22 protein-coding genes are annotated in these 22763 nt (G+C 74.1%); 8 read left to right on the forward strand and 14 right to left on the reverse strand.

Features of this window, described 5'->3' with window-relative positions; translation table 11 throughout:
* The 4 genes from E1211_RS18385 to rimP all read right to left on the reverse strand — a co-directional run.
* A partial coding sequence (locus E1211_RS18385) for a translation initiation factor IF-2 N-terminal domain-containing protein (RefSeq protein WP_132350233.1) occupies positions 1 to 241 on the reverse strand: 241 nt, incomplete at its 3' end.
* A gap of 93 nt (positions 242 to 334) precedes the next feature.
* On the reverse strand, positions 335 to 667 hold the full coding sequence (locus tag E1211_RS18390) for a YlxR family protein (RefSeq protein WP_132350234.1): 333 nt from the start codon (positions 665 to 667) through the stop codon (positions 335 to 337).
* Positions 668 to 682: 15 nt separating this feature from the next.
* Positions 683 to 1726 (reverse strand): transcription termination factor NusA, encoded by a 1044-nt coding sequence (gene nusA / locus E1211_RS18395; RefSeq protein ID WP_132350235.1) that lies wholly within the window; start codon positions 1724 to 1726, stop codon positions 683 to 685.
* The gene (gene rimP / locus E1211_RS18400) at positions 1723 to 2391 is read right to left on the reverse strand and encodes a ribosome maturation factor RimP (RefSeq protein ID WP_132350236.1); all 669 of its coding nucleotides are present in this window, start codon (positions 2389 to 2391) and stop codon (positions 1723 to 1725) included. The genes nusA and rimP overlap by 4 nt, the downstream gene beginning before the upstream one ends.
* A 230-nt stretch (positions 2392 to 2621) precedes the next feature.
* Here rimP and E1211_RS18405 point away from each other — a divergent pair, with 230 nt between their 5' ends.
* The 7 genes from E1211_RS18405 (at position 2622) to E1211_RS18435 (ending at position 9166) form a co-directional block, all read left to right on the forward strand.
* The gene (locus tag E1211_RS18405) at positions 2622 to 3068 is read left to right on the forward strand and encodes a hypothetical protein (RefSeq protein WP_207915416.1); all 447 of its coding nucleotides are present in this window, start codon (positions 2622 to 2624) and stop codon (positions 3066 to 3068) included.
* The gene (locus tag E1211_RS18410) at positions 3065 to 3514 is read left to right on the forward strand and encodes a ferritin-like domain-containing protein (protein ID WP_132350237.1); all 450 of its coding nucleotides are present in this window, start codon (positions 3065 to 3067) and stop codon (positions 3512 to 3514) included. The genes E1211_RS18405 and E1211_RS18410 overlap by 4 nt, the downstream gene beginning before the upstream one ends.
* A gap of 66 nt (positions 3515 to 3580) precedes the next feature.
* Entirely contained in the window at positions 3581 to 4180 is a 600-nt protein-coding gene (locus tag E1211_RS18415; protein ID WP_243709581.1) for a PadR family transcriptional regulator, read from the forward strand.
* The gene (locus E1211_RS18420; RefSeq protein ID WP_132350238.1) at positions 4177 to 4911 is read left to right on the forward strand and encodes an ABC transporter ATP-binding protein; all 735 of its coding nucleotides are present in this window, start codon (positions 4177 to 4179) and stop codon (positions 4909 to 4911) included. The genes E1211_RS18415 and E1211_RS18420 overlap by 4 nt, the downstream gene beginning before the upstream one ends.
* On the forward strand, positions 4908 to 7712 hold the full coding sequence (locus E1211_RS18425) for an FtsX-like permease family protein (protein WP_243709582.1): 2805 nt from the start codon (positions 4908 to 4910) through the stop codon (positions 7710 to 7712). Before E1211_RS18420 ends, E1211_RS18425 begins: the two co-directional genes overlap by 4 nt.
* A gap of 87 nt (positions 7713 to 7799) precedes the next feature.
* Positions 7800 to 8282 carry a nitroreductase/quinone reductase family protein gene (locus tag E1211_RS18430; RefSeq protein WP_132350239.1) on the forward strand — a complete coding sequence of 161 codons (483 nt, stop codon included), beginning with the start codon at positions 7800 to 7802 and terminating at the stop codon, positions 8280 to 8282.
* Positions 8283 to 8437: 155 nt separating this feature from the next.
* Positions 8438 to 9166 carry a nucleotidyltransferase domain-containing protein gene (locus tag E1211_RS18435; protein WP_132350240.1) on the forward strand — a complete coding sequence of 243 codons (729 nt, stop codon included), beginning with the start codon at positions 8438 to 8440 and terminating at the stop codon, positions 9164 to 9166.
* 21 nt (positions 9167 to 9187) lie between these two features.
* Here E1211_RS18435 and E1211_RS18440 read toward each other — a convergent pair whose 3' ends face one another.
* Both E1211_RS18440 and map read right to left on the reverse strand, forming a co-directional pair.
* Positions 9188 to 9904, reverse strand: coding sequence for a VIT1/CCC1 transporter family protein (locus E1211_RS18440; RefSeq protein WP_132350241.1), 717 nt, complete (start codon positions 9902 to 9904; stop codon positions 9188 to 9190).
* Positions 9901 to 10758, reverse strand: coding sequence for a type I methionyl aminopeptidase (gene map, locus E1211_RS18445; protein ID WP_132350242.1), 858 nt, complete (start codon positions 10756 to 10758; stop codon positions 9901 to 9903). The genes E1211_RS18440 and map overlap by 4 nt, the downstream gene beginning before the upstream one ends.
* A 93-nt stretch (positions 10759 to 10851) precedes the next feature.
* On the opposite strand from map, the gene E1211_RS18450 reads away from it, so the two are divergent.
* Entirely contained in the window at positions 10852 to 11166 is a 315-nt protein-coding gene (locus tag E1211_RS18450) for an STAS domain-containing protein (RefSeq protein WP_207915417.1), read from the forward strand.
* Between the two features lie 102 nt (positions 11167 to 11268).
* On the opposite strand, the gene E1211_RS18455 is transcribed toward E1211_RS18450, so the two are convergent.
* The 8 genes from E1211_RS18455 to pcaF all read right to left on the reverse strand — a co-directional run bounded on the left by E1211_RS18455 (position 11269) and on the right by pcaF (position 22724).
* On the reverse strand, positions 11269 to 13668 hold the full coding sequence (locus E1211_RS18455) for a SpoIIE family protein phosphatase (protein ID WP_132350243.1): 2400 nt from the start codon (positions 13666 to 13668) through the stop codon (positions 11269 to 11271).
* A 188-nt stretch (positions 13669 to 13856) separates the two neighbouring features.
* A complete protein-coding gene (locus E1211_RS18460) occupies positions 13857 to 14624 on the reverse strand; it encodes a 3-oxoacyl-ACP reductase (protein ID WP_132350244.1) in 768 nt (255 codons plus the stop codon).
* Between the two features lie 5 nt (positions 14625 to 14629).
* Positions 14630 to 15985 carry an aldehyde dehydrogenase gene (locus E1211_RS18465; RefSeq protein WP_132350245.1) on the reverse strand — a complete coding sequence of 452 codons (1356 nt, stop codon included), beginning with the start codon at positions 15983 to 15985 and terminating at the stop codon, positions 14630 to 14632.
* Between the two features lie 69 nt (positions 15986 to 16054).
* Positions 16055 to 17416 (reverse strand): glutamine synthetase family protein, encoded by a 1362-nt coding sequence (locus E1211_RS18470; RefSeq protein WP_132350246.1) that lies wholly within the window; start codon positions 17414 to 17416, stop codon positions 16055 to 16057.
* Positions 17417 to 17744: 328 nt separating this feature from the next.
* On the reverse strand, positions 17745 to 18245 hold the full coding sequence (locus E1211_RS18475) for a DUF456 domain-containing protein (RefSeq protein WP_132350247.1): 501 nt from the start codon (positions 18243 to 18245) through the stop codon (positions 17745 to 17747).
* Positions 18246 to 18429: 184 nt separating this feature from the next.
* Entirely contained in the window at positions 18430 to 20595 is a 2166-nt protein-coding gene (locus tag E1211_RS18480; protein ID WP_132350248.1) for a bifunctional diguanylate cyclase/phosphodiesterase, read from the reverse strand.
* 5 nt (positions 20596 to 20600) lie between these two features.
* Entirely contained in the window at positions 20601 to 21410 is an 810-nt protein-coding gene (locus E1211_RS18485) for an SAM-dependent methyltransferase (protein WP_371686172.1), read from the reverse strand.
* Positions 21411 to 21518: 108 nt separating this feature from the next.
* Entirely contained in the window at positions 21519 to 22724 is a 1206-nt protein-coding gene (gene pcaF / locus E1211_RS18490; RefSeq protein WP_132350250.1) for a 3-oxoadipyl-CoA thiolase, read from the reverse strand.
* Positions 22725 to 22763 lie beyond the last annotated feature (39 nt).

Raw genomic sequence — 22763 nt, forward strand, 5'->3', positions numbered from 1 at the left:
GCGTCGGGGTCGGGGACGGCGTCGGCGCCGGGCTCGGGGCGGCCGCCGCCGGGGCGGACGGCGCCGACGATCCACCGGCGGACGCGACGAATGCGCCCCGCAGCCGTCGGGCGACGGGCGCCTCGACCGTGCTGGACGCTGACTTCACGAACTCGCCCATCTCCTTGAGCTTGGCGAGAACGGTCTTGCTTTCGACCCCGAGCTCTTTCGCAAGCTCGTGTACGCGGGCCTTACCTGCCACTGCACTCCTCACTCCGAGGTCGTGCGGGCAGCACCCGCAGCGACCTCACTCGTGCACTTGAAGCCTGGTCATTTCTGCGACTTCATCGTGTGCTCATGTCGGTCGTCCTACCCTGCTAGCGACCCGCGCCCGATCGGGTTGACCGGACGTCGTGGTTGGCGCATCGATGTGCTCCGCGAGCTCACCGTGGTCGAGGACCCCGGTGACACGCAGCGCCCGCCCGAAGGCGCGCCGCCGCACTGCCAGCGCGAAGCAGGCCGGATCCGGGTGCATGTTCGCTCCCCGACCCGGCATGCTGCGGGTTGGATCGGGCCGGAGGCTGTAGCCAGCCTCGTCGCCGATCGCTACGACCCGCAGTAGTTCACCGGCCGGCGCTCGCCGCCGGCAACCCACACAGGTGCGCTCCGGCTGCGCGCGTCGTGCCACTGAGAAAGTCTACCCCTAGCTGCCGGAGATCGCGCTGCCCGGTTCCCGCACGTGATCAGCTCCGCTCCGACCGGCCGGCGCGGCCTGCTCCGCATCCGAACGGATGTCGATGCGCCAACCGGTCAGACGAGCCGCCAACCGGGCATTCTGCCCCTCCCGGCCGATCGCGAGGGAGAGCTGGAAGTCCGGCACGGTCACCCGAGCGGTCCGGCTGGCCAGGTCGACCACCTCGACCCGCAGCGCCTTCGCCGGTGAGAGCGCGTTGCCGACGAAGGTGGCCGGGTCGTCCGACCAGTCGATGATGTCGATCTTTTCGCCGTGCAGTTCGCTCATGACGGCCCGGACCCGCTGGCCCATCGGGCCGATGCAGGCGCCCTTGGCGTTGACGCCCGGGGCGGTGGAGCGTACGGCGATCTTCGTACGGTGACCTGCCTCACGCGCGATGGCGCCGATCTCCACGGTGCCGTCGGCGATCTCCGGCACCTCGAGCGCGAAGAGCTTCTTCACCAGCGCCGGGTGGGAGCGGGAGAGGGTGATCTGCGGTCCGCGGACGCCCTTGGCGACGTGCACCACGACGCACCGGATGCGCTCGCCGTGCACGTAACGCTCGCCGGGCACCTGCTCGGACTGCGGCAGCACGCCCTCCAGCTTGCCGAGGTCGACGCTGACGATGCCCTTCTCGGCCCGCGCCTCGTGGGCCTGCACCACACCGGTGACCAGGTCGCCGTCGCGTCCCACGTACTCACCGAAGTGCGCCTCGTCGGTCGCCTCCCGCAGCCGCTGGAGGATCACCTGCTTGGCGGTCATGGCGGCGATGCGGCCGAAGTCGTGCGGAGTGTCGTCCCACTCCCGCACCACCGCGCCCTCGTCGTCCAGCTCCTGCGCGTACACCGAGGCCGCGCCGGACTTGCGGTCGATCTCCACTCGTGCGTGCGGCTCGGCACCCTCGGTGTGCCGGTACGCGGTCAGCAACGCGGTCTCAATCGCCGCGAGGATCGTGTCGAACGGGATCTCCCGCTCGCGCTCCAGTGCGCGCAGCGCCGCGAGGTCGATGTTCACCTCTCCTCGTCCTCCACATCTTCGTCGTCGATCTCGTCTGAATCACCGGCATCGCCGGCCTCGTCGAACTCCGCCTCGTCGATCTCGTCGAGGCGGCTGAACTCGACCTGCACCCGCCCCGGGCCGAGCTGGGCGTAGGCCCACTCCGCGCGGCCGGCGTCGGTCTCCAACGTCACGCGCTCGTCGTCGGCCGCCACGATCCGCCCGGTGACCTGCCGGTCACCGGCGGGCTGCTCACCGCGCTGCTCGGGCAGGGCCGCCGCCCGGGTGGTCACCTTGACCAGCCGGCCCACGTTGCGCCGCCAGTGCCGCGGCAGCGTGAGCGGCCGGTCCACGCCCGGGGAGCTGACCTCGAGCTGGTACTCGCCGGCGACGATGTCGCCGCCGGTCTCCTCCGCGGCGTCGAGCGCGGTGGAGACCGCCCGGGAGACGTCCGCGACGGCGTCCAGGTTGATCCCGCCGTCGGCGTCCACGATCACCCGGACCACGTGCCGCCGGCCGGCGCGCGAGACGGAGAGGTCCTCGAGGTCATAGCCCGCGTCGGCGACCACCGGCTCGATCACGGCCCGCAACCGGTCGCGCCGGGCGGCGAGGTCGCCGCCGCGGGGGCGCTCCGCGCCGCGGGGCCGCCCCGTCGGCCTGGCCGCACGGCCACGCTGCGTCATCTCGCACTCTCTCCTACTCGGCGGCGACCCTTGTCCCGCCCCATGCCGGCACGCCACCGGGGCGATCGCGCCCGGTGGCTGCGCAGAGCGTAACGCGCCGGGCCGCCACCCGGCCGGGCGGCGCACCGACGGCGATGCCCCACGCACCTCGGCGGATGGTGTTGACTTGTGCGGTGGTCAGAGGCACGACAACACAGCGCATCGACGTACCCCGGCATTCCCGGCGCCATCTGCTGCGCGCCGGAGGGCTGCTGGCCCTCGGTGCGGCGGCGACGCCGCTGACCGGCTGTGACCCGTTCGGTCGCGACGAGACGCCACCACCCCCCGACCCGTTGCGGCCGCTGCTGGACGAGTCACTGGCGCTCGCCACCGCGTACCGTGACGCCGCGGCGGCGCACGCCGACCTGGCCGCACGGCTCACCCCGATCGCCGACGCGCACCAGGCGCACGCCACCGAGCTGGCCAGGATGCTCGGCGTCGACCTCCCGTCGGCCGGCCCGACACCGGGCGGCGCCGCCACCACCGATCCGGACGCCGCCCTGACCGACCTGCGGCAACGCGAACGCGGCGGGCGGGACGCCGCGATCACGGCCTGCGCCTCGGCGCCCGCGGAGCGGGCCGCGCTCGTCGGATCGATCGCGGCCGCCCGCGCCACCCACCTGGAGGCACTGAAGTGAGCGAGCGCGCGGCACCGCCCACGTCCGCCGAGGCGCTGGCCGCGGCGCTCAGCGCCGAGTACGCGGCCATCTACGCGTACGGTCCGATCGGCGTACGGCTCTCCGGCAGCGCTCGCACGGCCGCCCGGCAGGCCGAGGCCGCGCACCGGCGTCGCCGGGACGCGCTGGTCGTGCAGCTCACCACGGCCGGCGCCACCGTCCCGCCGGACCAGGCCGGGTACGCGCTGCCGTTCCCGATCACCGACCGGGCGAGCGCGCTGCGGCTCGCCGTCGAGGTGGAGGAGCGCACCGCGGCGCACTGGCGGGCGGCGCTGGCGGCCACCAGCGGCGGCGACCGGGACCAGGCGCTGGACGCGCTGATCGACTACTCCGTACGGGCCACCCGCTGGCGACGAACGGCGAAGATCAGCCCGCTGACCGTGCCGTTCCCCGGTCGCCCCACCTGAGCCGGCCGAAGCGGCACGGATCACCTTCGGTTGCGAGTCGCATACCTGGTATGCATACTCCGGGCCATGTCCATCCGTCACGGGCTGCTCGCCCTGCTCGAACGCGGCCAGATGTACGGCTACCAGCTGCGCGCCGCGTTCGAGGAGTCGACCGGCTCGACCTGGCCGCTGAACATCGGGCAGGTGTACACGACGCTCGCCCGGCTCGAGCGGGACGGGCTGGTGCGGTCCCTGCCGGAGAGCGAAGCGGGGCAGCGCCCGTACGAGATCACCGACGCCGGCCGGGCCGACCTCACACTGTGGTTCGCCACCCCGGTGAGCCGCGCCGACCGGCCCCGTGACGAGTTGTCGATCAAACTGGCCCTGGCGCTGACCACCCCCGGGGTGGACGTCCGGTCGGTGGTGCAGACCCAACGCGCCGCGACCATGCGGACGTTGCAGGAGTTGACCCGGTTGAAGTACGCCAGCGACCGGCCGGAGGAGCTGCCCTGGCGGCTGGTGCTGGACGCGATGGTTTTCCAGGCCGAGGCCGAGGTGCGCTGGCTGGACCACTGCGAGACCAGCCTCGTGCGCTACCGCCCCGCCGCCCCCGGATGGCGGCCACCGATCGACGCGGACGGCTCCCCCGAGGCGGTGGTACCGACCGACGAGGAGGCGCGGCGGTGAGCGGAGCGGACGGCGCGATCCTCGACGTGCGTGGCGTCCACCGCACCCACGGCACCGGCCCGGCGGCCGTGCACGCCCTGCGCGGGGTGAGTCTGGCCGTGCGGCCCGGCGAGCTGGTCGCCGTGATGGGGCCGTCCGGGTCGGGCAAGTCGACCCTGCTGGCGCTCGCCGGCGGCCTCGACAGCCCCACCGCCGGCGAGGTGCGGGTCGACGGGCAACCGCTGGCCGCGCTCGACCGGCGCGGGCTGGCCCGGCTGCGCCGGCGGCGGGTCGGCTACATCTTCCAGGACCTGAACCTGCTGGGCAGCCTGACCGCGGTGGAGAACGTGGCGCTGCCGCTGGAGCTCGACGGCACCGGGGTACGGCGGGCCCGCGCGCTGGCCCTGGCGGCGCTCGCCGAGGTCGGCCTCTCCGAGCTGGGCGACCGTTTCCCGGACCAGCTCTCCGGCGGCCAGCAGCAAAGGGTGGCGATCGCCCGGGCGCTGGTCGGCGAACGTCGGCTGGTGCTGGCCGACGAGCCCACCGGTGCGTTGGACTCGCAGACCGGCGAGGCCGTCCTGCACCTGCTGCGCCGCCGGGTGGACACCGGCGCCGGGGGGCTGCTCGTCACCCACGAGGCGCGGCACGCCGGCTGGGCGGATCGGGTGGTGTTCCTCCGCGACGGGGTGCTGGTCGACTCGACGGCGCCGCTGGGCAGCGTCGAGCAGCTGTTGAGTGGCAGCGGCCGGTGACGGTCCGCCCGGGCGGCCGCCTCCGGCCCGGCTCGCGACCGACGCGCACGCCCGACCCGCGGCCGGCGACCCTCGGTCGGCGGCGGCGCTCGGCGGAGCTGATCGCCTCGTGGCGGGCGGCGCTGCGGATCGCCCGCCGGGAGGCCCGCCGGGCCCGTGGCCGTACCGGTCTGGTGCTGGCCATGATCACGCTGCCGGTGCTGGTGTTGACCTTCCTCGCGGCCAGCTACGACATGTCGGAGCTGACCTGCGACGAGCGGATCGAGCGCCAGCTCGGCGTCGCCGACGCCAAACTGACCTGGGTCGGCGACTTCCGGGTCGTCCAGGACGAGTCGGGCGAGGGCTGGTCGACCCGGGACGAAGAGCTCGCGAGCGCGGGCGTGGCGCCCACCGCCGAACAGATCACCCGGCTGCTCGGGCCGGGAAGCCGGGCCGCCGAGGTGCGCGGCTGGCTCCCGGTCGAGCTGCGGGTGGACGGCCGGAAGAGCGCCAGTTTCACCGGCCGGGTACTCGATCTCGGCGATCCGCTCGCCAGAGGCGCGGCACGGCTACGGCAGGGACGGGCCCCCGTCGCCGCCGACGAGATCGCGGCGAGCCGGGCCGCCCTAAGGGACCTGCACGCACGGCTCGGCGAGACGGTGCCCGGCGCCGACGGCGTGCGCGCGTACCGCGTCGTCGGGGTGGTCGAGTTCCCGGACGACCTGGGCCCGGTCATCGCCCTGCACCCGTCCGCGGTGCCGCCGCCGGAGCCCGGGACGACGGATACGAGCTGGCTGGTCGACCTGCCTACCACGATCGACGCAGACCTGGTCCGGCGGCTCAACGAACAGGGTGTCGTGGTCGTCAGACGAACCGGCACGCAGGAGTATCCGTTCCTGCGTGCCTGGCCCGGCGCGGGCCCTGCGGACGTGAACGACCTGGGCAGCGGCGTGCTGATCAGCGGGCTGGGTGTGCTGGAGGTGGTGCTGCTCGTCGGGCCCGCCTTCGCGGTCGGCGTCCGCCGGCGGCGCCGGGACCTCGCCCTGGTCGCGGTGGCCGGCGGGGACGCCGCACAACTGCGCCGGGTGGTACTGGCCGACGGGGTGGTGCTGGGGCTCCTCGGCGCAGCGGCCGGGCTGCTGCTCGGCGTCGCGACGGCGTTCGCCGCCCGCCCGCTCGTCGAGCAGTACGTCTTCGGCGCCCGCTTCGGCGGGTACCGCTGCTGGCCGTTGGCGCTGGTCGCGGTCGGCGGGGTCGCGGTGCTGGCCGGAGTGCTCGCCGCGTTGGCGCCGGCCTGGAGCGCGGCCCGGCAGGACGTGGTGGCCGGGTTGGCCGGTCGGCGTACCCCGCCGCGCGGCCGCGGCCGGTGGTTGGCGCTCGGACTGGCCCTGACGGCGGGCGGCGCCCTGATCGCCGCCTTCGGTGCCGCCGAGACCCGCACGCCGGTGATTCTCATCGGGCTGATCCTGGGCGAGCTGGGCCTGGTCTTCTGCACCCCCACGCTGATCGGCCTCCTCGCTCGGCTCGGCCGGGCGTTGCCGCCGGCGCCGCGGATCGCGCTGCGCGACGCGAGCCGCAACCGGGCTTCCGCGGCGCCCGCCATCTCCGCCGTGATGGCCGCCGTCGCCGCGAGCGTCGCGCTCGGCACCTACCTGGCCAGTGACTCGGTCCGCGACGCCGGCAACGCCCGGCCGGCCGTGCCCGCCGGGACGGCGCAGCTCTTCCGGACGGACCGCGGCGGTGGGCCGCCACCGCTCGACGAGGTCGCCGCGGCGGCCCGCGCCAGTCTCGGCGCGAGCACCGTGGCACCGATGAGCTTCGCGGAGTGTGAGCCGGCGCAGCGGCCCACGGAACCCTGCTCGGTCGGGCCGGTGCTTCCGCCGGAGCGGGTCTGCCCCTGGCGGCCGGGCGACGGGCTGAGCGCCGAGCAGCGGCGCCTCGCCCGCGCCGACCCCCGCTGCCAACTGTCCGACCCCGACCTCTACAACTCGTACGCTCAGATCCTCGTGGACGACGGCACCACGCTGCCGGTCCTCACCGGCGCCTCGGCGGAGCAGACGGCGGCGGCCACCGCCGTGCTGCGGGCCGGTGGCGCGGTGGTCACCGACTCGCGCTACCTGCACCGGGGCTCCGTGGCGGTGGCGGTGGACCGCACCGTCGAGGCCGGCGGGATACGGTCCACGGCCCGCACGGTGAGCGTGCTGACCGGCTACGCGCTGCCCGACGCCGTCGGCCCCACCCGGCTGCTGCTCTCCTCCGCGGCGGCCACCCGGCTCGGCCTGACCTGGTACACCCGGTCCTGGGCGATCCCGGTTCCGGCCGCGCCCGACGAGGAACGGCAGCAACGGCTCGCCGACGCGCTGCGGCCGTACGGCAGGTTCGTCCTGGATCTGAGCTGGGGCCAGCCGCCCTCCGACAACAACCCGCTGCTGCTCCTGCTCGCCGCCGCGGCAGGCATGATCACCGTGGGCGCGGCCGGGATCGCCACCGGGCTCGCCGCGGCGGAGGGGCGCGCCGACCTGTCCACCCTCGCCGCGGTCGGGGCCAGTCCGCGGGTACGCCGGATGCTCGCGCTCTGCCAGGCCGGGGTGATCGCCGGACTCGGTTCGGTGCTCGGCATCGGGGCCGGCCTCGGCACCGCCGTCATCATCCTCACCTCGATCAACAGGCAGTACGCGGACACCTGGCCGATCGAGGATCCGTACCCGCTCGTCGTGCCCTGGGCGACGCTCGGCGTACTCGTGGTGGTGCCCCTGGTGGCGATGCTCGGCGCGGGGCTGCTCACCCGGTCCCGGCTGCCGATCGAGCGGCGCCTCGACTGAACCCGGGGCGACCCCCGCGGCCGTACCCGGTGAGCCGGGCGCGGGCGGGGGCTGTCGCCGTGCCGTGACACCCGGCAGACTGTGCGCGTGTCCGTGCTCGGAACCATCACCCGCCGCGTCGGCCACCACCGCTGGTTCGGCGCGGTCGCACGTCTCCTGGTCCCTGCCGACCGGGCCGTCGGACGGCTCACCCGGGGTCGGGTGGTCGCGCTCGGCCTCGTCCCGTCGCTGATCCTGACCAGCACCGGCCGTCGCTCCGGCAAGCCACGCAGCAATCCGCTGCTCTACGTGCCGGACGGCGACGCCTACGTGGTGATCGGCTCGAACTGGGGCCAGACGCACCAGCCCGGCTGGTCCTTGAACCTGCTCGCCGACCCCGTGGCGGAGGTCGCCGTGAAGGGCCGCCGGATCCCCGTCCGCGCCGAGCCGGCCACCGGCGCCGAACGCGACCGCCTCTGGCGGCTGCTGGTCACCGAGTGGCCGGCGTACCGGACGTACGAGCGGCGGGCCGGCGGCCGGGAGATCCGGGTCTTCCGGCTGGTTCCGGTCGGGCGCGGCGCGGCCCGGTGAACATCGCCGGACGCGGCACTACTGTGGTGCCCGGCGGGGCGGACGGGCGTGGCCGGCCGGCGGCACCCGAGGCCCGGTGAAGTGAGCCGGGCGTCGACGCCCTGACCGGGCAACGGACGCGACGCGCGTCCACGATCGTCGCAGGAGTCGCGGGCGTGAATGCCAAGAGCGAGGCCGAGGCGCACCTGACCGATCCCCGGTGGACGGTCGCCGAGCGGGTGACGCAGGCGGCGCTCCGCCGGTTCCCGGCCGACGTGCTCTCCGTCGCGGTGCACGGCCCGCTGGCCCACGGTGACGACGACGGCGGTGGGGACGGCGAGGTCGGCGTGCTGGTGGTGACCTACCGCCCGGGGGCGGGGCCGGCCCCCGCCACCCGTCGGGTCGACGGGGTGCTGGTCGACCTGACCGTGGCCGGCGCCGACGACTACCTCGGGCAGGCCCGCGTGATCAATTCGCTGTGGCCGCTGACCGCCGACCGGTACGTCAGCACCCGGCCGCTGCACGACCCGACCGGCTGGCTGCGCACCCTGCGCGACGAGCACCTCGGCCGGTTGGCCCGGGCCCGGCCGGCCGAATTCAGCGCCGCCGCCCGGCAGGCCTGGTACCGGGGGTACGCGGCACACGCCCGGGCCGCCAAGCTCGCCGAGTGGTACGAGACGGACCAGGCGTTGCTCATGCTCGGTGAGGCCCGGCTGGCGGCGGCCACCGTCAACGGTCTGCTCGGCCGCACCTACTTCCGTGACCCGGGCGACGCGGTCCGGCGTACCGGCCTGGCCGGTGCGGACATGACGGAGGTGGGCGCGGTGCTGGCCCGGCAGTCCGAGGAGCTGGCGGCTCGCGGCCGGCCGGTCGACGGCAGCGTCGACGACCTCCTCGCCTCGTAGCACCCCCACCTCGGCGAGAGGTCAGCCGATGCCGTTCTGGACGCCGATCAGGGTGCCGATCCCGTACGTGGCGGCGGCGGCGAGGGCGCCCAGCAGGAGCTGACGCAGCCCGCTCGACCACCAGGGCCGGTTGGTGAACCGGGCCACCACCGCCCCGGCGAGGAAGAGGCCGAGCCCGCCGACGCCCAGTGCGAGCCAGAGGCTCGTGAAGCCGAGCAGGTAGGTCAGCAGCGGGACGAACGCCCCGACGGAGAAGAAGAGGAACGACGAGACGGCCGCCGCCCAGGGGCTGGGCTGGTCGTCCGGGTCGACGCCCAGCTCCTCCCGGACGTGCACCCGCAGCGCCTCCTCCGGGTTGCGCCGCACCGCCTCGGCGACCTGCTGGGCGAGGTCCCGGGGCAGTCCTCGGGCCACCCACGCGTCGGCCAGCTCCCGGGCCTCCGCCTCGGGGTGCCGTTCCAGCTCCCGCCGTTCCTTCGCCACCTCCGCGGCGACCTGCTCGTTGGCCGACCGGACGCTGGTGTACTCCCCCAGCCCCATCGAGATCGCGCCGGCCACCAGCCCGGCCGCGCCGGTGAGCACGATGCTGCGCGGCGACACCCCACCGCCGCCGACACCGGCGATCAGGGCGATGTTGGTGACCAGCCCGTCCATGGCTCCGAAGACGGCCGGCCGGAGCCAGCCACCGGAGACGTCCGCGTGGTGCGCCTCGCGCAGGGCTGCCGGACCGTCGGTCACGGCAGGGTCAGGATCTCGTGGCCGTCCTCGGTCACCAGGATGGTGTGCTCGAACTGGGCCGTCCACTTCCGGTCCTTGGTGACCACGGTCCAGCCGTCGTCCCACATGTCGTACTGGTAGGTGCCGAGCGTGATCATCGGCTCGATGGTGAACGTCATGCCCGGCTCGATGACCTCGCTCGGCCGGGGGCTGTCGTAGTGCGGCACGTAGAGCCCGCTGTGGAAGGACTCGCCGATGCCGTGGCCGGTGAAGTCGCGCACCACGCCGTAGCCGAACCGCTTGGCGTACGACTCGATGACCCGGCCGATCACGTTGATCTGCCGGCCCGGGGCGACCGACCGGATCCCCCGCATCATCGCCTCGCGGGTGCGCTCGACGAGCAGCCGGGCCTCCTCGCCCACCTCGCCCACGCAGAAGGTGGCGTTCGTGTCGCCGTGCACCCCGTTGAGGTACGCGGTGACGTCGACGTTGATGATGTCGCCGTCCTGCAGCGCCGTCGAGTCCGGGATGCCGTGGCAGATGACCTCGTTGAGGCTGGTGCAGCAGGACTTCGGGAAGCCCTTGTAGCCGAGCGTCGACGGGTACGCCCCGTGGTCGCAGAGGAACTCGTGCACCACCTGGTCGATCTCGTCGGTGGTCACGCCCGGCTTGCAGTGCTCCCCGGCGAGCTGGGTCGCCTGCGCCGCCAACCGGCTGGCGACGCGCATCTTCTCGATCGTCTCCGGGGTCTGCACGTGCGACCCGCGCCACTGCTTGGGCGCCTTCTTGCCGACGTACTCCGGGCGGGCGATGCGGGCGGGAACCGCTCGCATCGGGGAGAGCGTGCCTGGGGTCAGCGGCGCACGGACGGTCATGGTTCAAGCCTATCGCCGCGACACGGCAAGGTCCCTCGCGGTGGGCGTCCGACGGTGGTTGCCCTGTCTGTCCCGCTGTGCCATGGTTGCGTGGTGGATCTAGGGGCCCCACCGCCCGTCTTCTCGGCCACCGTCGAGAACGCCGGCGACCACGTCCGGGTGACGGTGACCGGCGAGGTCGACATGGCCACCGCGGACACGATGTTCCAGACGGCGCTGCGCGAACCCGCCGGCCGGGTGACACTCGACCTGCGTGCGGTCACCTTCTTCGACTCGGCCGCGATCCACGCGCTGGTCCGACTCGCCCGGGAGCTCCCGGACGCGCTCACCGTGCTGCCGTCCCGGCAGGTCCGGCGGGTCCTCGACATCGCCGGCCTCGGCGAACAGACCTGGCTACGCCCCCACTGACCGCCCGCCCGGCCGGCCTCGGTGAGCGCCCCGGTCGCCGCTCGCGCCGACCTCGTCCCGAACCTCTCCCCGGCGGTCGCCCACTCCCGAAACCGGCGGCACTCAATCCTGCAACCGGCGGCGCAGCGTCACCTCCGTCCCCATCGAGGTGCGACCGACGGAGAGCTCCCCCAACGCCCGGATCAGCGCCAGCCCACGGCCCCGGAAGCCGGACCCGGCCGACTCCCGCCACCGCCCGCTGTCGCGGACGGTGGCGACCACCGTACGGTCCTCGATCGCCACCTCGACGCCGATCGTGGGCTCGGCCGGGTCGACCGGATGCTCGATCGCGTTGGCGGCGGCCTCGGAGATCGCCACGGTCAGGTCGAACAGGTCCGTCTCGCCGACGTCGTGAGCCACGAGGAAGTCCTCCAACCGCTTCCGCAGCACACTGAGCCGGGTCGGGTCGGCCGGCAGACGCAGGCTGAACCGCTGGGGCTCGGTCGCCTCCAGCGCGAGCACGGCCACGTCGTCGCCCCGCGGCCGTCCCTCCACCCGCCCGAGCACGGCGTCGATCAGGTCGGCCACGTGCTCGCTCGGGCCGGCCGCGTCGACGCAGAGCTGCGTCAGCGCCTCGTCGATCCCGACCTGCCGCTCCTCGATCAGGCCGTCGGTGTAGAACAGGATCCGCTCGCCGACCGGAAGCTCCCCCTCGACGGTCCGGTACGCGGCGTCCGCCACCGCGCCGACCGGCGGACCCAGCGCCCGGTCGTACAGGAAGCTCACCCCGTCCCCGCCGATCAGCAACGGGGACGGGTGGCCGGCGCTGGCGTACCGCAGCCGGCCCGTACCGGGGTGGAACAGCAGGCAGACCACGGTGGCGAAGGAACGCTGGTCGGTCGACCCGACCAGGCGGTTCAGCCGGGTCAACGACTCGCCCGGGTCGTAGCCCTCCAGCAGGTACGCGCGCAGCGCGTTGCGCAGTTGACCCATCGCGGCCGCCGCCCGCACCCCCTTGCCGACGACGTCCCCGATGACGAGCACCAACTCCTGCTCGTTCAGGACGATCACGTCGTACCAGTCACCGCCGACCTCGACGTCGGTGGTGCCGGGCAGGTACCGGCTGGCCACCACGGCACCGGCCAACTGCGGCAGCGACCGGGGCAGCAGGCTGTGCTGCAACGTCGTGGCGACCCGGTGCTCGGCCTCGAAGAGCTGGGCGTTCTCCAGCCGCACCCCGACCAGCCGTGCCAACTGGGCGAGCGCCCCGTCGTCGGTCTCCGCACCGTCGGTGGCGGGACGCCACACCCGCAGCTCCCCCAGGGAGGCGCCGGCGGTGCCGGTGAGCGCGAGCACGAGCGAGGGCTGCGCCGCCGAACCGGCCCCGGCGTCCGCCTCGGCACGGCTGCCGCCCGCGGTGATCGTCACCCGGCCGGCGGCGATGAGATCGAGCGCGTGCCGGGCGGCGACCCGGAGCACGTCCCCGGTCGAGCGGGCGGTGTTCACCGCCACCGCCGCGTCCGCGAGCGCGCGGAGGCGGCGGACGACCTGGCCGCGTTCCACGGCTCGGGAGATCTGGACCGCCACCAGGTCGAGGAAGTCGTGGTAGCCCTCGGTCGAGGGGAGGCGGCCGGACACCCCGACGACCAGGGCCCCCACGGTCTGGTTCGCCGCGGTGATCGGCAGCAGCAGCGCCCGGTCGCCGGCTTCGGCCGGGGGCGCGTCGAGCAGCTCGCTCACCAAGGCGCTGCCGGCGGAGCTGTCGAGCGCCCGGCTGAGCGCCGCCCCCGCCGTCAGCGATGGCACCCCGCCGCTGCAACCGGCGAGGCTGAGCTGCTTCGCGTCGTCACGCAGCCAGAGCTGGGCGAAGGGTACGTCCGCCCGGTGCCGGTCGAGCACCGCGGCGGCGGCCGTGCCGAGCGCGGCGACGGTGCCGACGTCGGCCAGTTCGGTGCCGAGTTCGGCCAGCAGGCGCAGCCGCCGTTCGCCCAGCACCCGACCGGTGGTCTCGTTGACGATGCAGAACACACCGCCGACCGAACCGTCGGCCACCCGGATCGGGTCGTACGACACGGTGAAGTACGTCTGCTCCAGGAACCCGTGCCGGTCGATGAGGAACGGGTGGTCCTCGGCGTGGTAGGAGCGTCCCGTCCGGCGTACCCCCTCCAGCAGCGGAGCGAGCACGTCCCAGGTCTCGGCCCAGTGCGTCCGGGCCGGCCGGCAGAGTACGTCCGGGTGCTTGGCGCCGATCGTCGGCAGGTAGGCGTCGTTGTAGAAGGCGAGCTGCTCCTCACCCCAGAACATGACGATCTGCGCGCTGGAGGCGAGCATCCTGCCCACCGCGCCCACGAGAGCGGCCGGCCAGTCCCGGGGGTGTCCCAGTGGCGTCCCCGACCAGTCGAAGGTCGCCAGACGCCTACCCATCTCGCCGCCCTCGGCGAACATCGCTGCCAGCGGCGGGGGCAGTTCGCCCTCGACGGCGGGTAGTCGCCCCACGCCCGCGCCCCCCAGCGCCGAACTCATGCAGCCTCCCGGTCCGGCCTCCACGCGGATGATCTTCACTGTCCCGTGCCTGGCCTTGTACCCCGGCCGGACCGCGACGTAACACATTCGCCGCACGGTGCGCTGCTATCGCCGCCTGCGCGCCGGCCGGCCGTGCCGCCCTCCGCCTCGCTCCTCGTGCGGGGGAACCGCCGACGGGTGCCGGCGTCTCAGAGCGGGGTGACGTACGCCCCCGTGATGCCGCCGTCCACCACGAACTGCGCGGCGGTCATGAAGGAGGCGTCGTCGCTGGCCAGGAAGGCCACCGCCGCCGCGATCTCGTCCGGGCTGCCGAACCGCCCCATCGGCACGTGCACCAACCTGCGGGCGGCCCGTTCCGGGTCGGCCGCGAAGAGTTCGCGCAGCAGCGGAGTCGCGACCGGGCCGGGGCAGAGCGCGTTGACCCGGATCCCCTCCCGGGCGAACTGCACCCCCAACTCCCGGGTCATCGCCAGCACCCCGCCCTTGCTCGCGGTGTACGCGATCTGCGAGGTGGCCGCCCCCATCAGCGCCACGAACGAGGCGGTGTTGATGATCGAGCCCCGGCCCTGCCGGCGCATGTGCGGAATGACGTACTTGCAGCACAGGTAGACGCTCGTCGTGTTGACCCGCAGCACCCGCTCCCAGGCGTCGAGCCCGGTCTCCAGGATCGAGTCGTCCTCCGGTGGAGAGATGCCGGCGTTGTTGAACGCGACGTCGACCCGGCCGTGCCGCTCGACCACCCCGTCGAAGAGGTCCCGGACTGCTGCCTCGTCGGCGACGTCCGCGGCGACGAATTCGCCGCCGGCCTCGTCCGCGGCCCGTTCGCCCGCCGCCGCGTCGATGTCCACGCAGACCACCAGGGCGCCCTCGGCGGCGAACCGCCGCACCGTGGCTAGCCCGATGCCGCTGCCCGCGCCGGTGACCACGGCCACCCGGTCCCGCAACCGATCCCGCACTGCGCTCACTCCTCCGCCGCGATGAAGACGTTCTTGACATCGGTGAACGCGTGCAGCGCGTCGGGGCCCAGCTCTCGGCCGAGGCCGGAGCGCTTCATGCCGCCGAACGGGGTCCAGTAGCGCACCGAGGAGTGCGAGTTGACGCTGAGGTTTCCGGACTCGACGGCCCGGCTCACCCGGAGCGCCCGGCCGACGTCCCGGGTCCAGATCGAGCCGGAAAGGCCGTGGTCGCTGTCGTTGGCGAGCCTGATCGCCTCCGCCTCGTCGTCGAACGGCAGGACCGACACGACCGGGCCGAAGATCTCGTCCCGCCAGTGCCGGTCCGCGGTCGTGTCGGTGAGCAGCACGGTCGGGGCGTACCAGAAGCCGGGGCCGTCCGGCCGGGAGCCGGTGAAGGCGACCCGAGCGCCGTCGACGTAGCCGGCGACCCGGTCCCGGTGGGCCGCCGAGATCAGCGGGCCCATCTCGGCGGTCTCCCGGGCCGGGTCCTCCACCCGGAACGCGCGCACCGCCGGTTCCAGCAGTTCCAGGAACCGGTCGTAGGCGCAGCGTTGCACGAGGATCCGGGAGCGGGCGCAGCAGTCCTGGCCGGCGTTGTCGAAGACGGCGTACGGAGCGGTGGCCGCCGCGCGTGGCAGGTCGGCGTCGGCGAAGACCACGTTGGCGGACTTCCCGCCGAGCTCCAGCGTCAGCCGCTTCACCTGCGCCGCGCAGCCGGCCATGATCCGGGTGCCGACCGCGGTGGAGCCGGTGAAGCAGATCTTGCGTACCGCCGGGTGGGTGACGAGGCGGTCGCCCACCACCGCGCCCTCGCCGGGAAGCACGGTGAGGACGTCGTCGGGCAGGCCGGCCGCCCGGCCCAGGTCGGCGAGGCGCAGCGCGGTGAGTGGGGTCAGCTCGGCCGGTTTGAGCACGACGGTGTTGCCGGCGGCGAGGGCCGGGGCCAGCGCCCACGCGGCGATCGGCATCGGGAAGTTCCACGGCACGATCACCCCGACCACGCCGAGCGGCTCGTGGAAGGTGACGTCGAGCCCGCCGGACACCGGGATCTGCCGGCCGGTGAGTCGCTCGGGCGCGCCGGCGTAGTAGTCGAGCACGTCCCGGACGTTGCCCGCCTCCCAGCGGGCGTTGCCGATCGTGTGCCCGCTGTTGCGGACCTCCAGCTGCGCCAGCTCCTCCAGGTGCGCGTCGACGACGGCCGCGAACCGGCGTAGCAGCCGGGCCCGCTCCCCCGGCGCCGTCCACCGCCACCGCTGGTACGCCGTCGCGGCCCGCGCGACGGCCGCGTCGACCTCCTGGCGCGTGGTGGCGGGGACCTCCCCGATCTCCGCTCCGGTGGCCGGGTTCACCAGCGTCGTCACGCCCACCGAACCACCCCGCCGATCCGGCACCTCACGCGAGTTCCATGACCGGCCGGTGGAGTGGGCGGGTCAGAGGCGTTCGAAGCCACGGAACAACTCCCAGTCGGTGACCGCGGCGTCGAAGGCGGCGAGCTCCACCCGAGCGTGGTTGGCGTAGTGGGCGACCACCTCGGCGCCGAAGGCGTCGACGGCCGGTACGGAGGACTCCCAGAGGGTGAGCGCGTCGCGCAGCGTACCCGGCACCCGTGCGACGGACGGGTCGTCGTACGCGTTGCCGGTGCACTCCTCGCCGAGCTCCAGCTCCTGCTCGATCCCGTGCACCGCCCCGGCGACCAGCGCGGCGATCGCCAGGTAGGGGTTGACGTCCGCCCCGGGCACCCGGTTCTCCACCCGCAGGTCCGGCCCGTGCCCGACCAGCCGTAGGGCGCAGGTGCGGTTGTCGGTGCCCCAGTGCAGCGCCGTGGGCGCGAACGAGCCCGGCTGGTAGCGCTTGTACGAGTTGACGTTCGGGGCGAAGAAGAGGCTGAACTCCCGCATGGTGGCGAGCAGCCCGGCGAGCACCCGTCGGCCGGTCACGCTCAGCCGCGCCGGCCCGTCGCCGAGCAGCGCCGGGCCGCCGTCGGCGTCGCGCAGCGAGAAGTGGATGTGGCAGGAGTTGCCCTCCCGGGCGTTCGGCTTGGCCATGAAGGTGATCGCCATGCCCTCCTGGGCGGCGATCTCCTTCGCCCCGTTCTTGTAGACGACGTGGTGGTCCGCGCAGGCGACCGCCTCGTCGTAGCGGAAGGCGATCTCGTGCTGGCCGAGGTTGCACTCGCCCTTCGCGCTCTCCGGGGTCAGCCCGGCGTCGGCCATCTCGGTGCGGATGCGCCGCAGCAGCGGCTCCACCCGGGCCGTGCCGAGCAGGGAGTAGTCCACGTTGTACTGGTTGGCCGGTGTCAACTCCCGGTAGCCACGCTGCCAGGCGTCCTCGTACGAGTCGCGGTAGAGCACGAACTCCAGCTCGGTGCCGGCGTAGGCGGTCAGGCCGTGCCGGCGCAGCCGGTCGAGCTGGCGGCGGAGGATCTGTCGCGGTGAGGCGACCACCGGGCCGGCGCCGTCCAGCCACTCCAGGTCGGCCAGGAGCAGCGCCGTCCCCGGCTGCCAGGGCACCGGACGCAGGGTGTCCAGGTCGGGCTTCATCGCGAAGTCGCCGTAGCCCCGCTCCCAGCTCGACATGGCGTAGCCGTCGACGGTGTTCATCTCGACGTCGACGGCGAGCAGGTAGTTGCATCCCTCGCTGCCGTGCCCGACCACGTGTTCCAGGAAGTAGGGGGCGTGGAACCGCTTGCCCTGCAGGCGGCCCTGCATGTCGACAAGCGCCAGCACCACTGTGTCGATCTCGCGCTCGGCGACGGCGACCCGGAGCTGCTCCAGCGTCAGCGGTGCTCTCATCGGCGGGCCTCCATCCCCAAGGTCTACTGGGAAACCCGACGACCGTCAATGCCCACACTCCGGGGAGCGGCCGAATTGCGGTTGCCCGCAGCCGCGCGGCGGCGCATCCTTGAGCCTGTGACCAGGCCCGATCGCGTCGGGCCAGCGCCGGGCGCTCGGACCGCCCGGCAGCGCGGCGGCGCGGGGCGGTCACCTCTCTCTCACCCGTACGGCGATCGGCCGTACGCGACGCAGGCCCCGCGCCGCCGCCGTCCCCCGGCACCCCGCCGGCGTCCCGTGCCCGTGCTCTCCGGGACGGACCACCCGGCAGGCCGGCGCGCCGATCGGATCAGGTGAACAGCAGCCCGAGCACCCAGAGCACGGCGATCACCAGACCGGAGAGGAACTCCAGCAGCATCGACAGACCGGCCGCCGCCACCGCCCGCTTCGTGGCCGGCCAGGCGAGCCGGGAGTCACCGAGCCGCAGCCGCTCCGCCGCCCACACCCCGCCGACGAAGCCGAGCACCAGCCCGATCACCGGAACGACGAAGAAGCCGACCAGGCCGAGCAGCCCTCCGACGAGCAGCGACGAGGTGGGCACGCCGCTACGTTTCAGGTTGCGCCCCGGCCAGGCGTACTTGACCACGGTGCCACCGGCGGCGACCAGCGTCGCGGCGGCGAGCACCAGCCACCGGCCGCCGCCCGCGCCGCCGAAGATCGCCCAGAGGAGCACGCCGGCCCAGCAGAGCGGCAGCGCGGGCAGGCCCGGCACGATCACTCCGGCCAGCCCGGCGAGGATGGCCAGGGCGGCGACCACCGACACGGCCGTCTCGGAATCCGTCAAGCTCATCGCAGCCACCCTCCGTTCGCCACCGCGGGGCGGTCGGGCACGGTGCCCCCGCGCGCCCGAGCCGTCGCGTCCGCGGCCGCCGAGCGCGCCGGCTCAATCCTCACCCGCACCGGCCGCCGCCGGGTCTTCCCACGCTCCCCGGGCCCATCACCCGACGCCCCGCTCGGCGGCGGTGTCGTCGCGCTCACGCCGCCTCCGGGCCGGCCAGGCGGGCCGCGATCCGGTCGGCCGGCATCGGCGCCCCGAAGAGCCGCCCCTGACCGGTGTCGCAGCGCAGCGCCCTCAGCCGCTCGGCCTGCACCCCGGTCTCCACCGCTTCGGCGGTCACCCACAGCTCCAGCGCGTGCGCCAGCCGGACCAGCGCGTCCACGATGCGCTCGTCCCGGTGGTCGGCCGTCGCGTCCGCGTCGTCGCCCCGGATGCCCTCGACGAACGGACCGGCCAGCTTCAGGCAGTGGATCGGCAACCGACGCAGGTACGCGAGGTTCGAGTACCCGGTGCCGAAGTCGTCGATGGCCAGCCGCACGCCCAGCGCCGCGAGCCGGTGCAGCGCGCGCAGCGGCTCCCCGGCGGTGCCCATCACCGCGCTCTCGGTCAGCTCCAGCTGCAGCAGCTCGGCCGGCAGACCGCTGGCGGCCAACGCGTCCGCGACGGTCTCCACGATCGCCGGATCGTCGGTCTGCCGAGCGGCCAGGTTGACGCTCACCACCAGCCGGGCGTCCGGGAACCGGCGCCGCCACTGTTCCGCGTCCCGGCAGGCCTGCCGCAGCACCCACTCCCCGAGCCGGACGATCAGCCCGGTCTCCTCGGCCAGCCCGATGAAGCGGTCCGGTCCGAGCAACCCCAGTTCGGGGTGCTGCCAGCGGACCAACGCCTCGACGGCGAGCATCCGACCTTCCAGCAGCGAGACGATCGGTTGGTAGCGGAGCACGAACTCGCCCCGGTCCAGGGCGGTGGGCAGCTTCGCGGCCAACGAGGAGCGGGCGATGTCCCGGGCGCTGCGTTCCGCGTCGAAGACCGCCCAACGGCCGCGCCCTTCGGCCTTGGCCCAGTAGAGGGTGGTGTCCGCGGCCTTCATCAGGTCCGACGCGCTGGTCTCGCCCGCCGGGCACTCGACGATGCCGACGCTGGCCGAGACGGTGAGCTGCTGGTCGCCGATCTGCGCCGGGGTGGCGACCGCGGCCAGCGCCGCCTCCGCGACGGCCACCGCGTCGGCGAGCCCGTCGCCGCCGTCGACCAGGATGACGAACTCGTCGCCGCCCATCCGCGCGACGAGGTGCCCGTGGTCGGCGACGCAGTCGGCGAGCCGGCGGGCGATCACCACGAGCAGCCGGTCGCCGAGGTCGTGCCCGAGGCTGTCGTTGATCGCCTTGAACCCGTCGAGATCGAGGAAGCAGACGCCGACCCGCTGGTCCGGGCCGGCGGTGTCGAGGAGCCGCCCCAGCGTCTCGAAGAAGAGGGTCCGGTTGGGCAGTCCGGTGAGCGGGTCGTGCAGCGCCTGGAAGCGGAGCCGCTGCTGCAGGGCGTACCGCTCGGTGATGTCCTCGATCATCGCGACGGTGAACCGTGGCCGGCCGTCGTCGTGCCGGACGAGCGAGACGGCCAGGTCCGTCCAGAGGCTGCCGCCGTCCTTGCGGTGGTAGCGCTTCTCGACCCGGACCGAGTCGTGCTCGCCGTCGATGAGGCCCTGGTACAGCTCCCACATTCCGGCGGCGTCGTCTGCGTGGAAGAGCGAGGCCACGTTGACGTGGCGCAGCTCGTCCACCGTGTACCCGAGCATGTCCGCGAACGCCTGGTTCACCTCGATGATCCGCCCGTCGAGGTCGGCGATGCCGATCCCGATCGCCGCGCCGGTGAAGACCGCCCGGAACCGCGCCTCACTGTCCCGCAGCGCCCGTTCCACCTGGTCGCGCGCCTGCCAGGCCGAGCGGGCGATCCGCTCCTGCTGGGCGAAGGTACGGTCGCGCAGCGCGCGGGCGAAGCCGGCGGCGAGCGCGCCCTGCAGCCCCGCGACCCGCTCCGACGTGTCCCGTGCGGCGGCACGGGCGGGGAGCGCCCGGGCGGCGAGGTTCTCGCCGAGGGAGCGCACGGACCACTCCAGCATCCGCGGTTCGGTCAGGTGCGCCTCGACCAGCGCCCGTCCGACGTCCGCGGCCGGCTGGTCGGAGAAGGGCTCGGCGCGCAGCGCCTGCGCGAGCTGCACGGTGTGCGCGAGCAGAAGCCGCTCGGTCTCGGTCGCGCTGAGCGGCACGAAACCGAAGCGGCGTGCGGCGCGGGCCCACTCGGCTGCGTACTCCTGCGCGCCGGGCAGGCTGACGTCGTCTCCGGCGGGCTCCGGGACGCCGGCCATGGCGGTCAGTTGGCGAGCGGCCGGTCGTGGCGGGCCACCCCACCGAAGGCGCCGAACCGCTCGGGGTGATCGTCGGCGTCGGACGCGGCGTCGGGGCGCCAGAGGGGCATGTGCACCACCCCCGGTTCGAGGAGGGTCCAGTCGCCGAAGAAGCCGGTGATCTCGGCCCGCGACCGCAGGGTGATCTCGGTGTCGGTACGCGCCGACAACCGCTGCGCGTCCAGCATCTCCTGCGGCTGGTCCTCGAAGGTCGAGTGGGAGATGACCAGGTGGCTGCCGGGCGCGGCGGCCGCCCGCAGGGTGGCGAGCAGGTCGGCGGGGCGGTCCGCGTCCGGGACGAAATGCACGACGCCGGCGAGCAGGATGCCGACCGGGCGGCCCAGATCAAGCAGGCCGCGCGCCTCGCTGAGGATCCGCTCCGGCTCCCGCAGGTCGGCGTGGACGACGGTGGTCAGCTCGTTGCCGGCGAGCAGTTCCCGGCTGTGCGCGACCGCCACCGGGTCGATGTCCACGTAGACCACCCGCGCCTTCGGGTCGGCCTGCTGGGCCACCTCGTGCACGTTGCCCACGGTCGGGATGCCGGAGCCGATGTCGAGAAACTGGTCGATGCCCGCGTCCAGCAGGACCCGCACGGCCCGGCGCAGGAACTCACGTCCCGCCCGCATGGTGGCCGGCAGGTGCGGGGTCATGGCCGCGATCTGCTCGGCGAGCCGCCGATCGATCTCGAAGTTGTGCGCGCCGCCCAGGAAGTAGTCGTACACCCGGGCGGCGCTCGGCCGGGTCAGGTCGATCTCGGTCGGAGTTCCGTCCGGCATCTGCAGGCTCCCCAGTTCTTCGCCGCGCGGGTCGGCACCGGCGTCGGGCCGCGTACCGGCACGCGGCGGCCCACCGGCCGACCCACGGAGGGTGTGGTGAAGAACACTCTAGGCCGCGGACTCCATCATCAGGGAGATCCCTTGCCCGACCCCGATGCACATGGTGGCGAGCGCCCGCCGGCCACCCCGGCGACGCAGCTCGAGCGCGGCGGTGAGGGCGAGCCGGGCGCCACTCGCACCGAGCGGGTGACCGAGGGCGATGGCGCCGCCGTTCGGGTTGACGTGTTCGGCGTCCTCGGGCAGGCCGAGTTCGCGCAGCACGGCGACGGACTGGGCGGCGAACGCCTCGTTCAGCTCGATCACGTCGACGTCGCCGAGACCGAGGGCGAGGCGGTCCAGCAGCTTGCGGGTCGCCGGCACCGGCCCGATGCCCATGATCCGGGGTGGCACGCCGGCCGCCGCGGCGCCGGTGACCCGGGCCAGCGGGGTCAGGCCGTACCTGCTGACCGCCGCCTCGGACGCGACCAGCAGGGCGACGGCACCGTCGTTGACCCCGGAGGAGTTGCCGGCGGTGACCGTGCCGCCCTCGCGGAACGGCGTGGGCAGCGCGGCGAGCTTCTCCAGCGAGGTCTCCCGCGGGTGCTCGTCGACGTCGACCTGCTTCGTCTCGCGCTTACCGGCCGGCACGGTGACCGGGACGATCTCCTCGGCGAGCCGGCCGTCGGCCTGCGCCTTCGCCGCGCGCTGCTGCGAGCGGAGGGCGAACTCGTCCTGCGCCGCCCGGTCGACGCCGAACTCGGTGGCCACGTTCTCCGCCGTCTCCGGCATCGAGTCGATGCCCCACTGCTTGCGCATCAGCGGGTTGACCAGCCGCCAACCGATGGTGGTGTCGTAGATCTCCGCCGCCCGTGAGTACGCGGCGCCGGCCTTCGGCATGACGAACGGCGCGCGGCTCATGCTCTCCACACCGCCGGCGACGATCAGCTCGGCCTCGCCGGCCATGATCGCCCGGGCGGCGATGGCGAGGGCGTCCAGGCCGGAGCCGCAGAGCCGGTTCACAGTGCTGCCCGGCACCTGCTCGGGCAGCCCGCCGAGCAGCGCGGCCATCCGGGCGACGTTGCGGTTGTCCTCGCCGGCCTGGTTGGCGCAGCCGAGGATCACGTCGTCCACCCGCTCCCAGTCCACCGTCGGGTGCCGGTCGGTCAGCTCGCGGATCACGTGCGCGGCCAGGTCGTCCGGGCGGACCCCGGCCAGGCTGCCGGCGTAGCGGCCGATCGGGGTGCGGACACCGGCCACCAGGTATGCCACGGTCATCGCGAGTCCTCCGGGGGTGGGAGAGGCAGGTCCTCGGGC

Source organism: Micromonospora sp. 15K316, from assembly GCF_004348525.1.
Lineage (GTDB): Bacteria > Actinomycetota > Actinomycetes > Mycobacteriales > Micromonosporaceae > Micromonospora.